Source organism: Streptomyces sp. NPDC086835, assembly GCF_044745705.1.
Classification (GTDB): domain Bacteria; phylum Actinomycetota; class Actinomycetes; order Streptomycetales; family Streptomycetaceae; genus Streptomyces.
In genome coordinates, this window is the sequence record NZ_JBIVAU010000001.1 from 316,745 (window position 1) to 331,383 (window position 14,639).

Here is a 14,639-nt window from a genome sequence, read left to right on the forward strand (position 1 = left end):
CGAACGTGCCCGGGCCGCCTACGCGGCATGACCTCCGAAGTTGTTCATGGGCGCGAGCCTAGGCCGAAATCCGTTGGCCCGACAACGGGGTTTGTGCGCACGCTGTGCGCCATGACCGACGAACCCCGCTACCGCGTACGCGCCCGGTACACCGACGACACCGTCACCGTCTACCAGGCATACCACCCCGCCATCGGCGTGCCCGCCGCCCGCGACGGGCGGTTCCCGGCGGCGTGGAAGCGGGAGCGGATGACGTGGATCAAGCCGTCGTTCCTGTGGATGATGTACCGCTGCGGCTGGGCGACCAAGGCCGATCAGGAGACCGTGCTCGCCGTCGAGATCCGGCGGGACGGCTTCGAGTGGGCGCTGCGCAACGCCTGCCTGTCGCACTATCAGGCCGGTGTGCACGAGAGCCAGGCGGCTTGGAAGCGCGAGCTGCGGCGGGCGCCCGCGCGGGTGCAGTGGGACCCGGAGCGGGACCTCGGGCTGAACCCGCTGCCCCACCGGTCGTTGCAGCTGGGACTCGGCGGCGAGGCGGCAGGCCGTTATGCGGACGAGTGGACGGTGGGCATCACCGACGTGACCCCGCTCGCGCGCGAGGCGCATCGGCTCGTGCGCGAGGGGGACCGGGAAGGGGCGGCACGGCTGCTGCCCGAGGAGCGGCCGTATCCGGCGGACACGGGGCTCCTCGGGCATCTGGTGCCCTCTGCGGGCTAGAACAGGGAGTGGAGCAGCTTGTTCGGGGAACCGGTCATCGGGCTCTGGACCTTGCCCGTCGTCGCGTTGTTCACCAGGGCGTCCCGGACCTGTGCCGGGGTGGCCGTCGGGTGTGCCGAGAGGTAGAGAGCGGCCACGCCCGCGGTGTGCGGCGTCGCCATCGACGTGCCCGAAATGGTGCTGGTGGCGGAGTCGCTGTCCTTCCAGGCCGAGGTGATGTCCACGCCGGGCGCGAACAGGTCGAGGCAGGTTCCGTAGTTGGAGAACGAAGCCCTGCGGTCGGAGCTGTCCGTCGCGCCGACCGTGATCGCCTCGGGGACGCGGGCGGGCGAGTAGTTGCACGCGTTCGCCGGGATGCCCAGGATCGGCAGGCCGTTGCCCGCCGCGACGGAGTAGCTGACGCCGGAGGCGATCGACTTCTTCACCGCGTCGTCCAGCGACGCGCTCGCGCTGCCGCCGAGGCTCATGTTGGCCACGGCGGGCTTCTTGGCGTTGGCGGTCACCCAGTCGATGCCGGCGATGACGCCGGCCGTGGTGCCGGAACCCTGGCAGTCGAGGACGCGTACGGCGATGAGGTTGACGCTCTTGGCGACCCCGTAGTTCCTGCCGCCGACCGTGCCGGCGACGTGGGTGCCGTGTCCCTGACAGTCCTGGCCGTTCTGGCCGCCGCCCACCGTGTCCGTGCCGACGCTCGCGCGCCCGCCGAACTCGCTGTGGGAGGTGCGGATGCCGGTGTCGATGATGTAGGCGTTCACGTTCGACGCCGAGGTGTTGTAGGTGTACGTCTTCGACAACGGCAGATTGCGCTGGTCGATGCGGTCGATGCCCCAGGTGGCGTTCGACTGGGTGTCGTTCAGCCGGACCGTGGAGTTCTGCTCGACGTACGCGACCCGGGGATCGGCCGCGAGCGCCTTGGCCTTCGAGGCCGGCATCGCGGCGGAGAAGCCCGAGAGGACGTTGTTGTAGGTGTGCTTCGGTGCGACGCCGAAGTCGGCGGCGCGGGTCGTGCCGTCCTTGAGGACGACGATCCAGCTGTTGTCGACGGCAGTTGCAGTGGGAGCGAGACGAAGATCGCCGATGGGCGCGCTGTGCGCGGTGGGGGACACGGCGAACTGGAGACCGGTCGCGGCGGCGGCGGCTGATATCAGCGCCCCGACGCGACGGGCAGTTGCTCTCATCTCGTGCACCTGACCTTTCGTTGACCGGTTGTTACGGGCAAGTACGGGCGTGCATGGTGCCAGGACGTGCGGTTGCGAGAGCCAGGGTCCCGTGGTGTGACCTACGACACAAGGGTGCGACTGATCAGTAACTGGCCGGAAAAGTACCCCTTCTGAGAGGGGTTCAGTAAGTGCGGATCTTGTGTGGCCACCATCACGAGTCCGGAATGTCCGGTGTTCACGTCGTCTCCGTGCCGGTGCTCCCGAGCACCTTCCGTACCGCGGCCGGTGTACGCGGGCGGCAGCGCGTACTACTTCAGGAGGCACACCGGTTCCACCCGGCGGCAGCCGACGGCGGGACGCCGTGCGCTTAGGGTTTCCACCATGGAGATCCGACTTCCCCGGCCGCGGGGCCGATGGTTCGCGGGCGTCGCCGCCTTCGCCGTACTCGCCGGCGCCGGCACGTGGACCGCCGTCGCCGACGACGCCGCGCCCGCCGTGCACCGCGAGGACCGGGTGCACAGCATGCCCGGGGCGAAGATCGACACCTCGTACTTCACCAGCGGCGGCGACGAGCGGCGGCCCGCCGTCCTGCTCGGGCACGGCTTCGGCGGCAGCAAGGAGGACGTCCGCGCGCAGGCCGAGCAGCTGGCCCGCGACGGGTACGCCGTACTGACCTGGTCGGCCCGCGGCTTCGGCCGCTCGACCGGTCGGATCGGGCTCAACGACCCGGACCGCGAGGTCAAGGACGTCTCCCGGCTGATCGACTGGCTGGCGAAGCGGCCGGAGGTGACGCTGGACGCCGACGGCGACCCGCGCGTCGGCATGAGCGGTTCTTCGTACGGCGGCGCGATCTCCCTGCTCGGCGCGGCGTACGACCGCCGGGTCGACGCGATCGCACCTCAGATCACGTACTGGAACCTCGCGGACGCCCTGTTCCCCGACGGTGTCTTCAAGAAGCTGTGGGCCGGGATCTTCTTCTCGACCGGCTCCGCCGCCTCCCTGGACACGGCCCCCGGAAGCGGCCAGGTCCGGCCCGACACCCCCGAGGAGCCGCCCGCGGGCGAGGCCCCGGCGGGCGGGGACCAGGCGGCCGCCGCATCCGGCGAGGCCGCAGCGCCCGCCCCCGCGAACCCGGCCGGATGCGGACCCTTCGAGCCCGCCCTGTGCGCGATGTACGAGCGGGTCGCCGTGGCCGGCAAGCCCGACGCCGAGGCTCGCGAGCTCCTCGAGAGCCGCAGCCCTTCCGCGGTCGGCGACCGCATCAAAACGCCCGCGCTGATCGTGCAGGGCCGGTCCGACTCGCTGTTCCCGCTCTCGCACGCCGACGCCATGGCGAAGACGATCCGCGCCAACGGCGCACCCGTCGCCGTCGACTGGATCGCCGGGGGCCACGACGGCGGCGACCGGGAGACCGGCCGTGTGCAAGGCCGCATCGGCGACTGGTTCGACCGGTACCTGAAGCAGGACAGGAGCGTGGACACCGGTCCCGCCTTCCGCGTCAGCCGCACCGGCGGCGTCGACTCCACCGACGGCCAGGCACTGCTGCGCGGAGCGACCGGCCCCGCCTACCCCGGCCTGACCGACGGCACCCGGCAGTTCGCGCTCGCCGGACGCGAGCAACGGTTCTCCAACCCGGCGGGCGGCACCCCGCCCGCCATCTCCGCCGTCCCCGGCCTCAGCGGCGGCGCCGGCGCGCTGTCGTCCCTGGGCGTCGGCCTGTCCCTGGACTTCCCTGGTCAGTTCGCGAGCTTCGCGTCGAAGCCGCTCGACAGCTCCGTCCGGATCACCGGCTCGCCCACCGTCAGGGTGAAGGTGGCCTCGGACAGCGGTGACGCCGTCCTGTTCGGCAAGGTCTACGACGTCGGGCCGGACGGCAGGCAGCAGGTGCTGCCCTCCCAGCTCGTCGCCCCTGTACGGGTCGAGGACGCGAAGGCCGGGAAGGAGGTCGAGCTGACCCTGCCGGCCGTCGACCACGAGGTCGACGCCGGGCACCGGCTGCGTCTCGTGCTGTCGGCGACCGACCTCGGCTACGCGTCCCCGGCCGCCCCCGCCAGATACACCGTCTCCCTCGCCGGGCAGCTCTCTGTGCCCACCGCGCCCGCCGTGAAGACACAGGCGGCCGGCCTGCCGTGGTGGGTCTGGGCGATGCCCGCCGCGGGCGCGGTCGTGGCAGCGGCGCTGCTGCTCACCGCCCGTCGCCGCACCCTCGCCCCGCCCCCGGACGCGGAACGCGCCGACGTGCCACTGGAGATCACCGGACTCTCCAAGAAGTACTCCCGCTCCGCCGACCGCTACGCGGTGCGGGACCTGTCCTTCCGCGTCGAGAAGGGCCAGGTGCTCGGCCTCCTCGGCCCCAACGGCGCCGGCAAGACCACCACCCTGCGGATGCTCATGGGTCTGATCCGGCCCGACGCGGGCGAGATCAGGGTCTTCGGCCACGCGATCAGGCCGGGCGCGCCCGTCCTCTCCCGGGTCGGCGCGTTCGTCGAGGGCGCCGGATTCCTGCCGCACCTGTCGGGGCGCGACAACCTGGAGCTGTACTGGCAGGCCACCGGCCGTCCCGCGGCCGACGCGCACATCGAGGAGGCCCTGGAGATCGCCGGCCTCGGCGACGCGCTGGCCCGCGCGGTGCGCACCTACTCCCAGGGCATGCGCCAGCGGCTCGCCATCGCCCAGGCCATGCTCGGCATGCCGGACCTGCTCATCCTCGACGAGCCGACCAACGGGCTCGACCCGCCGCAGATCCGTGAGATGCGGGACGTGATGATCCGCTACGCCGAGGGCGGCCGGACCGTCATCGTCTCCAGCCATCTCCTCTCCGAGGTGGAGCAGTCCTGCACCCACCTGGTGGTCATGGACCGTGGTCGGCTCGTACAGGCCGGACCGGTGGCGGAGATCACCGGCGAGAGCGACACCCTGCTCGTCACCACCGACGGCGAGGTGCCGGAGCAGCTCGTCGAGAAGATCGCCGCTCTGCCCGGGATCGGTTCCGCGGTCCGCACCGGCGACGGACTGCTCGTACGGCTCGACGGAGCGACCGCCACCGAGATGATCACCGAACTGGTGCGCATGGACGTGCCCCTGACGGGCGTAGGCCCGCACCGCCGCCTGGAGGACGCGTTCCTCACCCTGATCGGAGGCTCCGCATGAGCGCGCCCGTGGAGACCGGCACGACGAGGCCCGTGCTCGTCGGGTCCGCGCCCGGCTACCGTGCCCGCCGCACGCTGCCGCTGAGGGTGGAGGCGATGCGGCAGCTGAAGCGCCGCCGGACGCTGGTGATGGCCGGGGTACTGGGCGCGCTGCCGCTCGTCCTGATCGCGGCCTTCGCGATCGGCGGCACCCCGGACGGCCGGGACAACGGCCGGATCACGCTGATGGACACCGCCACGGCGTCGGGCGCGAACTTCGCGGCCACCTGCCTGTTCGTGTCGGCCGGCTTCCTTCTCGTGGTGCCGGTGGCGTTGTTCCACGGCGACACGGTCGCGTCGGAGGCCAACTGGTCGTCCCTGCGCTATCTGCTGGCCGCACCGGTACCGCGCACCAGACTGCTGTGGTCCAAGCTGGCCGTGGCGCTGGGCTTCAGCGCGGCGGCGATGCTGCTGCTGCCGCTGGTGGGCCTGGTCTCCGGGACGATCGCCTACGGCTGGGGGCCGCTGGAGCTGCCCACCGGCGGATCGCTGGCGGCCGCCGACACCCTGGCCCGGATCGGCCTGGTCGTGGCGTTCGTGTTCGTCTCCCAACTGGTGACCGCCGGGCTGGCGTTCTGGCTCTCCACGAAGACCGATGCTCCGCTGGGCGCGGTCGGCGGAGCCGTGGGCCTGACGATCGTCGGCAACGTGCTCGACGCCGTCACCGCGCTGGGCGGCTGGCGCGAAGTCCTCCCCGCCCACTGGCAGTTCGCCTGGATCGACGCCCTCCAGCCGCAGCTGGAGTGGAGCGGCATGCTCAAGGGATCCGCGGTCTCCGTCACGTACGCGCTGGTCCTTTTCGCGCTCGCGTTCCGCAACTTCGCCCGTAAGGACATCGTCTCGTAGGGGCAATGCGGGGCGTAGCGGGCAAAGCGCCGGGCCCGTTGCCGCATTGAGACTCTTCCGCAACTCTGCCGACTGCTCCCGCCGGCCCTCTCGGACGTCACATTCACAAGTGCCGACGACACGAGGGGGAGTCCGGATGACATTCCGAACAGCGACGCGTACGAGGTTGGGCAAGGCGGTCGTGGCGGCCGCCCTGGCCGGCGGTGTGCTCCTCACCGCGGGCTGCGGCGGCTCGGAGAACTTGGCGACCGACTCCTCCGAGGGGTACGCGCCGGCGCCGGACGGCGCGCCCGCGCCAGTCGTACCGGACGGGGGCAAGGGCGGGCCGGACCGGGACACGTCGGGGGAGGAGAAGCGGGACATCGCGCCGCCCGCCGACTACCTCTCGACGTTCGCGCTCGACGTGGACACCGCCTCGTACGACTACACGCGCCGCCTGCTCAAGGAGGGCGGAGCGCCCGGCCGGCACCAGGTCCGGCCGGAGGAGTTCATCAACAGCTTCCGGCAGGACTATCCCAGGCCCAAGGGTGACGGGTTCACCGTGACGGTCGACGGAGCCCGGGCGGGCGACGGCGCCGGTGGCGGTGAAGGCGAGATCAAGCCGCAGACCCAGGACGCCGAAGGGTACGAGGACGGCGACTGGTCCCTGGTCCGTGTGGGGCTCGCAACCCGGCCCGTCGGCCGGGAGGCCGACCGGCCCCCCGCCGCGCTCACCTTCGTGATCGACATCTCCGGCTCCATGGCGGAGCCCGGCCGGCTCGACCTCGTGAAGAAGTCGCTCGGCACCCTCACCGACCAGCTGCGTGACGACGACTCCATCGCCGTCGTCACCTTCAGCGACGAGGCGGAGACCCGGCTGCCCATGACCCGCCTCGACGGCAACCGCGACCGCATCCGCTCCGTCGTCGACGAGCTGGAGCCGACCGACTCCACCAACGTCGAGGCGGGCGTCACGACCGGCTACGACGAGGCAGTGGAAGGCCGCAGGAAGGGCGCCACCAACCGTGTGGTGCTGCTGTCCGACGCCCTCGCCAACACCGGCGAGACGGAGGCGGAGGCGATCCTCGAGCGGATCGACGACGCCCGCCGCGAGCACGGCATCACCCTGTTCGGCGTCGGCGTCGGCAGCGACTACGGCGACGACCTGATGGAACGCCTCGCCGACAAGGGCGACGGGCACACCACGTACGTCTCCACCGACGAGGAGGCGCGCAAGGTCTTCGTCGACCAGCTGCCCCGTCACGTCGAACTGCGGGCGCGGGACGCCAAGGCCCAGGTCGCGTTCGACCCGCAGACCGTCCAGCAGTTCCGGCTCATCGGCTACGAGAACCGGGAGGTCGCGGACGACGACTTCCGCAACGACCGGGTGGACGGCGGCGAAGTGGGCCCCGGCCACACGGTCACCGCGCTCTACGCGGTACGCCTGCGGGACGGCGCGCGCGGCCACGTCGCCACCGCGACCGTGCGCTGGCTCGACCCCAGGACCCGGGCGCCGCACGAGGAGAGCGGCACCGTGGAGACCGACGCGATCGACGGGGCCCTGTGGGACGCACCGTCGAAGCGGCTCCAGATCACGGCGGTCGCCGCGTACTTCGCCGAGTCGCTGCGCGGAGGCTCCGTGCCGGGCGCGCCGGGCCTCGGCACGCTGGAGGACCGGGCACGGGCGCTCGCGAGGTCCACGGAGGACAGCGCCGTGGAGGAACTGGCCGACGCGATCGAGCGGGCGCGGCGGTCGGGGCGGTTCTGACCTCCGGCGAGATGCGAGGGCGAGGGCGGTCCGGCGGCCGACAGGGCGGGGCGGCCGGGGCCGTACCGCCCTCCTCGGCCGGGCAGCGACTCAGGGCAGCTGACCGGCCGTCGGGCGGGCTCCGCTCGCGGCCGGTCGGAGCGCGGTTCGCAAGCGGTTGGAGGATGGTTCGAGACCGGTGGGAAACCGGCCTCGAACCGCCGCACGCCGTCCGAAAACACGGCGCGCCGCCCTCCGCGTCAGGCCATCATGAACGGCATGGCCACCCTTCTCCTCGCCCTCGCCGTCGTGTCCACCGGTCTGTACGCCGGCTTCTTCGTGATCTTCCAGACGGGCATCATGCCCGCGCTCGCGACCCTGTCCGACGAACAGTTCGTGCCGGCCATGCGCCGCATCAACGAGAAGGTGCCACGCGGCACGTTCATGCTGGCCTTCCTCGGCAGCCTGGGATTCCCCCTCGCGGCGCTCTTCGTCCCCGTCGACGGCCGCACCGCCACCGACCGCTGGCTGGTCATCGCCGCACTCGTCTGCGCGTTCGTCGGCCACGTCATCACCAGCGCCGGGAACGTGCCGCTCAACAACGCCCTCGCGGCGGCCGAGAACTCGCCTCGGCCCGCACGGGAGGTCCGGGCCGCGTTCGAGGGCAAGTGGAACGCCCTGCACCTGGTGCGCACCCTGTTCGCCTTCGCTGCGTTCGTGCTCATGGTGTGCGCCGCGACCTCTTGAGACGCGGTGACGGCTGTGGTGTGAGTCGCCGCGCCCGTCAATAACTGCCGGGTGCCGCCTCGAGCCGCAGGAACGGGATCGATTCGCCCACCCGGCGGTAGTCGGCCTCGCTGCCGTCGACCTCGTACCCCATGAACCGGCACAGCCACCGGGCGGCGAGCGGATGGCGGGGCGCGTAGCGGGCCATGAGCCGGCCGCCCTCCTCCGGTGTGACGGGCTGCGCCGTCACCGGGTAGTAGCGGCGGCCGACCTGGATGGTGGCCTGGGGGGTGTGGAGGAGGTTGCGGTACCACTGGGCCCGGGGTCCGAAGCCCGACGCCACCGTCCACGATCCGCCCGTCCGGTCGGATTCCACCACCTCGATGACCGTCTTGCGGGTCAGCCCCGACGTACGACCGGTGTGGATCAGCAGCAGACGCTGCCCGAACAGGGGTCCGAGGCCGATCCGGTAGAGGTGGACCGGCAGCCTGGCGACGAAGCGTTCGGCACCGACGGGGAGCGGGGGACGCTGCGGCGCGGGGTGCGGAGAAGTCACGTACCTGCCTCTCTGTGCGGTGCGGTACGGAGGGGGCGGGGGCCGTGTCGGCGGCCTGGGGCCGAGAGTTCTCTGAGAGCGGCTTCGATTCGGTAACGGGGGCGGAGCAGGACGATTCGACTGTGCAACCTTTGCATAGTCTAAGAGTGGTGAGGGGTCGACGGGGGCGGCCGCGCCGCTCTTCCGCGCGCACGGCTGCCGCGTGGCCGTGTCGCCGACGGAGACCGTTTCCCGCCAGCCGATCACCCGCGGAGTCCGACTTTGGCCGAGCAGATCCCGTCGCGCTCCCGACTGCTGTCCGCCCTCCCGTTCGTGGTGATGGGCATAGTCGCCCTGGTCGACGTGACAGCCGGGTCGAGCGTGGGATTTCTCGCCCTCGTCTCGCTCGGTCCCGCCTTCGCCGGACTCGTGGGCGGTTGGCGGCGTACGGCACTGATCGGCGTCCTGTCGCTGGGCTTCTGCTTCGGCCTCGGGATCTACGACGGGGTGCTCGGCGAACGCCGCTGGTACTCCGCCATGGCCTCGGTCGCCGGAGTGACCGGAGCGGCGGTGGCTGCCGCGGTGATGCGGCAGCGGCGGGAGGCCGAGCTCGCCAGCATGCGTTCCATCGCGGAGGTCGCGCAGCGTGTCCTGCTGCGGCCCGTGCCGCGCACGGCGGGCCATCTGCGGGTGGCCGTCTCCTACACCTCCGCGGTCGCGGAAGCCCGTATCGGCGGCGACCTGTACGAGGTGGTCATCTCACCGGGCGGCGTGCGGGTCATCGTCGGCGACGTCCAGGGCAAGGGGCTCGAGGCGGTCGAGACGGCAGCGGTCGTCCTCGGCGCCTTCCGGGAGGCGGCGCACGAGGAAGAGGGCCTGGCAGGCGTCGGCGAGCGGCTCGAGCGGGCCCTCGAACGGGAGCTTCAGGGCGGGGAGAAGTTCGTCACCGCGGTGCTCGCGGAACTGGAGCCGGGCAAGGGCGTGACCCTGCTCAACTACGGGCATCCCGCGCCGATGGTCGTGCGCAGCGACGGAACGGTCTCCTTCGCGGAGCCACCCAGGCGGGCCCTGCCGCTCGGGCTCGGCCTCCATGGGGCGTCCGCCCCGGAGCCGTTCACCGCCGACTTCGCGCCGGGGGACCAGATGTTCCTCTACACCGACGGGGTCACCGAGACCCGCGACCGGAGCGGCCGGTTCTACCCGCTCGGCGAGCGTGGCCATCTGCTGAGGACCCAGGACCCGGAGGCGGCGCTTGCGGAACTCCGCGCGGACCTGGAGCAGTACGCACAGGCGCCGCCGCACGACGACGCGGCGATGCTGCTGATCCGCCACCGCCGGGAATGACGGCGGTCTGGCGGCACGGCGGGACGTCGGCATGTCGGCGCCCGGTTCCTTTCCGTCCGCCGCCGCGGGCCGAACGACGGGCTGGGCGACCCCCGGCCAGGACACTTGGCGTGAGGCCGCCGCACGGCACCGGGGCGCCGCGCGGTACAAAGAAGAAATGACCGAACCAGCGCACTCCTCGTACTCCTCGCGGGGGATGGACGACGTCGACGCCGTGACCCGTGCGGTGCTGACCGCGTCCCGGCTGCTCGTCGCCCTCTCGGCCCGCTCGCTCGCCGCGGTCGAGGACCGGGTGACGTTGCCCCAGTTCCGGCTGTTGGTCGTGCTGTCGCTGGAGGGGCCGGCCAAGCTGGTCGTACTCGCCGACCGGCTCGGTGTGAACCCGTCGACGGCGATGCGCATGATGGACCGGCTGATCGCGGCGGGCCTGGCCGACCGGCAGGTCAACCCGGACAACCGGCGTGAGACGGTGCTGCGGCTGACGACGGAGGGCCGGCGCATCGTAGAGGACGTCACGGCCCAGCGCCGTAAGGAGATCGCGGCCATCGTCGAACGGCTCGACCCGTCGCAGCGGGCCGCGCTGATCGGCGCCCTGGCCGCCTTCACGGAGGCCGGCGGCGAACCGGCTGTGCCCGAAGAGGACGGCGAGTTGTACCCGCTGGGCTGGTCGGACATGGGGCCGCGACCGGGCAGCTGACACCGCCGAAGGCCTGGCGGGGAGGACCCGGTCGACATCGCCGGCGTGCGGTGGTCGAGCTGCGTCACCGTGCCAGTGCCGCTCCCGGGCAGAGGCCGGCGAGCAGCCGGGTCCTCCACCACGAGAAGCATTGCACAGTGCAAGGGATTTTGCTTCCCCTTGGCCGAATCGGGTCCGCCGAACTGCGCGGAGGCGGTGCGGCGGGTCACTTCGGCGCGACCGCCGCCTCGACCTCCGAGAAGGTCGCGGCGTCGACGAGCCCGGTGTCCTCGAGGACCTCCATGTGGTCCAGCACCGTCTGGTTCGCCTGACGGGCGTGACGGCGGATCAGGTCGTTCTGTGTGGCGGCCCTGACCTCGGCGATCGTGGCGAAGATCTTGCCGTGCGAGGAACGCAGCAGGTTCGCGAAGATCCGGTCGAACTCGGCGCCCTGGGCGTTCTCCAACTGCGTCACGAAGCCCTGCTGCTCCTCGGTGGCCTCGTTGGGCAGCTCCACACCCAGGATCTTGGCGTCCTCCCGCACGAGCTGGTCGAGCTTGCTGTGACCGTCGAGCAGATGCAGCCCGGCCCGCTTCACGGCCTCACTGGAGGCGTGGGTCTGGGCCAGCCGCCCTGCGGGGATCTCCCAGAGTCCCGCCTGCCGTACCTTCACCAGGAATGTCCGGTCGACCTCGGTCACCTTCTGCGGCCCCTGCGCCTCCGCGGCCGTCGCCCCCGAGAAGCCGGCGCCGGCGTGACCGGTGCCGTGCTGGGCGGCCCCGCCCGTCGCCGTGGTCCCCGCGGTCGCCTCCCCGCTGCCTGTCTGCAGCGACACGACCACCAGCGCGGCCGCGGCGACGGCGGCGGTGACCATGGCGACGACCCGCACGGAAACCTTGGAGCGTGCTGCACGTCGGTTCGAATGCATTGATGCCTCCCGGCTCGGCATTGAGAAAGTGACAGATGGCATTCGGGAGCTGTTGTGGCGGCTGGCACGGCACGCGGAGATGAGTACGGACGCGTGAGCCGGGATGTTCAACGCGCGCCGTACGTACGGGCCGTACGGGGTGTGACGGGGGGCGAGGTCCGAGGCGTTCGGCGGGGCGAGGTGCGGAGCGTGCGGATGCTCTACTCCGAAATCTCCGCCCCCGTGTGCGCCCCCTGGTCGATCAGCCAGGCGACGACGTCCCGGGCTCCCCGCGCCTGTTGTTCTTCCTGTGCGCGGGCGATGTCGAGGGGCGTCATGCCGCCGTGGCCCACCTGGTCGAGGTGCGCGCCGCGCGCCAGCAGGTACTGGACGGTGGCCAGTTGCCCACCGTGGCAGGCGCCCCAGAAGGCGCGGGTGATTTCGTCGGGCGTCGGTGCGGCCGAGCCCGTGACGTATCCCTCGACACGGTCGAGCAGCCCGAGGGCGGCTGCCTCGTCGAGCGTCGTACGAGCCCCCAGCTCGACGAGCCGGTACGCGGCCTCCCACTGCCCGAACCCGCAGGCGTCGGCGAGCGGCGTACCGCCCCCGATGACGGCCCCGTCCGCTTCGATGTCGGCCCCGGCCGCGACGAGCGCGTCCAGCACGGCGATGTCGTTGCTGGACGCCGCCCAGTGCAGCGGCGTCTCCGCGTGCGCGCCGCTGAACCGCGCCCCGGGATCGGAGCCGGCGCCGGCCAGTGCCGCGACGGTCCGCGGCCCTTCCGGGAAGTGCCCGGGCCAGTCCGCGACGACATGCAGCAGACTCCGCCCACCCGGCCCACATCCTTCGCGCCCCTCGACGATCCGCGCCCGAGCAAGCCCCGGATGCTCCTCGAGCAGCCGCCCGAGCAGCACGAGTTCACCGCCCCGGACGGCACCGGTGACGGCGAGAGCGAGCGGGTCCTGCGAATCGAGGGTCAGCATGGGAACAGGGTCGCTGACGCGGGGGCGGGGCCGGGACGAAGTGATGCAGACGGCATCGGTCGGACGCTTCTGTACGTACAGCGTGCACAACTTCGACGGGTGTTCGTCAGGGGGCCTGTCACCAACGCCGCCACTTGTCCGTGAGTTGATGCCGCCCCAGGCCGTGTCGTGCTGTCAGGGCGACGACATCGATGCCCTGCTCGTTGAGGGCTTGGTCGATGTAGTCGCACAACTGCTCACGCTCGTCGGTCTCGTAAGCGCTGCCTCCGCGCTCCTCGTTGATGGCGTTCAGGGCCGACACGACTCGTTCGACGGCAGCGAAGACGCGCTCGTCCGGGGCCTCACGAAGTTCTTGAAGGTCGGCCTCAAACGCATCCATGACTCCATCGGTCGCAATGAGCAGGGCGTCGGGGAAGAGAGCTGCCATGCACGCGCACTCCGGATCCAGCGTGCCGGCGGCCAGCTCGCGTCGCTCTTCCTCGATGCCCTCGCGCCAGCTCGATGTAGGTCTCTCGGCCATGGCGAGACCGTACAGAAGACCGCTGACATCGCCCCGTGAAGATCGCCTGCTGTGAAGCGAGTCGTCAAAAGGCGCAGGTAGCTCGGAACAATGTCCTCCGCACTACCTCACCCGTGAGTGCGCTGTTGCACTCCTACCCGCCCCCACGCCCAGGCGTCGGGCCCCTCATCAGCGGGAAGGTGAGCGACTAGCAGGGGGAAGCTCTCACGGGGGAAACATTGGCAGCGCTCATATTTGGCCTGATCGCCTCACTGGCCGCAGTGCTCTCCATTCTCTTTGCCGCGCGACAAACCCGAGAGCTGGCTAGGCAGACCAACATAAACAACGGAATATCTGCCGCGTCTGCTGTTCACAATAGCCTGGACAGGCTTCACGGCGTCAGCGGTATGCTATTCGAAAATCCGCAGTATATACCCTACTTCTACGCGCGAAGTCCGCTGCCCCAAGCGGAAGCCGAGAGGCTTCGGGTTCTCGTGCTGGCAGAATTGTTCGCCGACTCCCTCGACTATGGACTTCTCATTAAGTCGCTAGCGCCTGAAACCGACAACTACGAATGTTGGGACGAGTATGTCGAGGGAATGCTGGAGAGTGCTCCCGCGATTCGGTTTGTTGTGAGCCAGCACCCCACATGGTGGCCTACACTTACCCGGAATTTTCCCAACATAACTCCCTGAAATCATTCGGACACTCAGCTTGGGGCTCGGGTGCGTATCAAGCGCTTTGGGCCCCTGACCAGGCCGAACGGCCGAAGCGTTCTCTGCCGTCAGCCGGAACACGGGGTCGTGCGGCCTGCCGCTTGGTGCTTATTCGGACTGCCCGTTCGTTGCCGTCCGGCGGCGTTGATGCCGGATGGTGATATCAGGCTGGCGGGTGTTCTTCCGGCACAGGGTCACGCACGAACTGGGTGCACCGCTCGTCACAGGCCCGCATGGCAAGAAAGTTGCGCCGAGCCTCGGTGAGGCTCAGTCGGCCGTTTGGCCCGCCTCGAACCCGATCCGCGTCGTGGTCGTCCTGCCCGTCGTCCTCCCAGAAGCACACGGAGCAGATTTCGTAGGTGCCGCGCTCGCCGAGTGTGACAAAGCCGCAGCAGGGACAGCGGTATGGGCCGTCCTCGGCCGGACCTTGAATGTTGACGAAAGGAGTGACCACGGCTGCATCTTGCCTCGCCGTGGCAGTCCACGGCGACCCTGTAGATGCGAACCTGCAGCGGCACAGTCGCTAAAGCCTGGCGCCACGCGTGGATACGTCCCCGCAGTGTCGTCGGGCGGACCATGCCATCGAGTCTGCCGACGGGCGTTCGCCCCATACGGG

Annotated in this window: 14 protein-coding genes; 8 read left to right on the plus strand and 6 right to left on the minus strand. The window is 70.8% G+C overall.

The window, feature by feature from the left end; all coding sequences use genetic code 11:
* The first annotated feature begins 111 nt into the window (after positions 1 to 111).
* Positions 112 to 717 (plus strand): DUF4291 domain-containing protein, encoded by a 606-nt coding sequence (locus ACIPJI_RS01445; RefSeq protein ID WP_402243831.1) that lies wholly within the window; start codon positions 112 to 114, stop codon positions 715 to 717.
* Here the strand turns inward: ACIPJI_RS01445 and ACIPJI_RS01450 are convergent.
* Positions 714 to 1,904 (minus strand): S8 family peptidase, encoded by a 1,191-nt coding sequence (locus ACIPJI_RS01450; RefSeq protein ID WP_356624470.1) that lies wholly within the window; start codon positions 1,902 to 1,904, stop codon positions 714 to 716. The two genes, ACIPJI_RS01445 and ACIPJI_RS01450, sit on opposite strands and share 4 nt — an antisense overlap.
* Positions 1,905 to 2,258: 354 nt before the next feature.
* On the opposite strand from ACIPJI_RS01450, the gene ACIPJI_RS01455 reads away from it, so the two are divergent.
* The 4 genes from ACIPJI_RS01455 (at position 2,259) to ACIPJI_RS01470 (ending at position 8,384) form a co-directional block, all read left to right on the plus strand.
* Positions 2,259 to 5,027 (plus strand): alpha/beta fold hydrolase, encoded by a 2,769-nt coding sequence (locus tag ACIPJI_RS01455; RefSeq protein ID WP_356624469.1) that lies wholly within the window; start codon positions 2,259 to 2,261, stop codon positions 5,025 to 5,027.
* Positions 5,024 to 5,911, plus strand: a complete 888-nt coding sequence (locus ACIPJI_RS01460) for an ABC transporter permease (RefSeq protein ID WP_356624467.1) — start codon at positions 5,024 to 5,026, stop codon at positions 5,909 to 5,911. The genes ACIPJI_RS01455 and ACIPJI_RS01460 overlap by 4 nt, the downstream gene beginning before the upstream one ends.
* 136 nt (positions 5,912 to 6,047) lie before the next feature.
* Positions 6,048 to 7,658, plus strand: a complete 1,611-nt coding sequence (locus ACIPJI_RS01465) for a von Willebrand factor type A domain-containing protein (RefSeq protein ID WP_402243832.1) — start codon at positions 6,048 to 6,050, stop codon at positions 7,656 to 7,658.
* A gap of 258 nt (positions 7,659 to 7,916) precedes the next feature.
* On the plus strand, positions 7,917 to 8,384 hold the full coding sequence (locus ACIPJI_RS01470) for a DUF1772 domain-containing protein (protein WP_307706482.1): 468 nt from the start codon (positions 7,917 to 7,919) through the stop codon (positions 8,382 to 8,384).
* A 37-nt stretch (positions 8,385 to 8,421) separates the two neighbouring features.
* On the opposite strand, the gene ACIPJI_RS01475 is transcribed toward ACIPJI_RS01470, so the two are convergent.
* On the minus strand, positions 8,422 to 8,919 hold the full coding sequence (locus ACIPJI_RS01475) for a nitroreductase family deazaflavin-dependent oxidoreductase (protein ID WP_402243833.1): 498 nt from the start codon (positions 8,917 to 8,919) through the stop codon (positions 8,422 to 8,424).
* A gap of 318 nt (positions 8,920 to 9,237) precedes the next feature.
* Here ACIPJI_RS01475 and ACIPJI_RS01480 point away from each other — a divergent pair, with 318 nt between their 5' ends.
* Entirely contained in the window at positions 9,238 to 10,242 is a 1,005-nt protein-coding gene (locus ACIPJI_RS01480; RefSeq protein ID WP_402244713.1) for a PP2C family protein-serine/threonine phosphatase, read from the plus strand.
* A 196-nt stretch (positions 10,243 to 10,438) separates the two neighbouring features.
* On the plus strand, positions 10,439 to 10,939 hold the full coding sequence (locus ACIPJI_RS01485; RefSeq protein ID WP_307710363.1) for a MarR family winged helix-turn-helix transcriptional regulator: 501 nt from the start codon (positions 10,439 to 10,441) through the stop codon (positions 10,937 to 10,939).
* Positions 10,940 to 11,144: 205 nt separating this feature from the next.
* On the opposite strand, the gene ACIPJI_RS01490 is transcribed toward ACIPJI_RS01485, so the two are convergent.
* The 3 genes from ACIPJI_RS01490 to ACIPJI_RS01500 all read right to left on the minus strand — a co-directional run bounded on the left by ACIPJI_RS01490 (position 11,145) and on the right by ACIPJI_RS01500 (position 13,328).
* Positions 11,145 to 11,846 carry a DUF4142 domain-containing protein gene (locus ACIPJI_RS01490; protein ID WP_402243834.1) on the minus strand — a complete coding sequence of 234 codons (702 nt, stop codon included), beginning with the start codon at positions 11,844 to 11,846 and terminating at the stop codon, positions 11,145 to 11,147.
* Between the two features lie 200 nt (positions 11,847 to 12,046).
* A complete protein-coding gene (locus tag ACIPJI_RS01495; protein ID WP_402243836.1) occupies positions 12,047 to 12,808 on the minus strand; it encodes an ankyrin repeat domain-containing protein in 762 nt (253 codons plus the stop codon).
* Positions 12,809 to 12,926: 118 nt separating this feature from the next.
* Positions 12,927 to 13,328 (minus strand): hypothetical protein, encoded by a 402-nt coding sequence (locus ACIPJI_RS01500; protein WP_402243837.1) that lies wholly within the window; start codon positions 13,326 to 13,328, stop codon positions 12,927 to 12,929.
* A gap of 218 nt (positions 13,329 to 13,546) precedes the next feature.
* On the opposite strand from ACIPJI_RS01500, the gene ACIPJI_RS01505 reads away from it, so the two are divergent.
* Positions 13,547 to 14,002, plus strand: coding sequence for a hypothetical protein (locus ACIPJI_RS01505; RefSeq protein ID WP_307706475.1), 456 nt, complete (start codon positions 13,547 to 13,549; stop codon positions 14,000 to 14,002).
* Between the two features lie 184 nt (positions 14,003 to 14,186).
* Here the strand turns inward: ACIPJI_RS01505 and ACIPJI_RS01510 are convergent, their stop codons facing one another.
* Positions 14,187 to 14,477 (minus strand): CPCC family cysteine-rich protein, encoded by a 291-nt coding sequence (locus tag ACIPJI_RS01510; RefSeq protein WP_356624455.1) that lies wholly within the window; start codon positions 14,475 to 14,477, stop codon positions 14,187 to 14,189.
* Positions 14,478 to 14,639 lie beyond the last annotated feature (162 nt).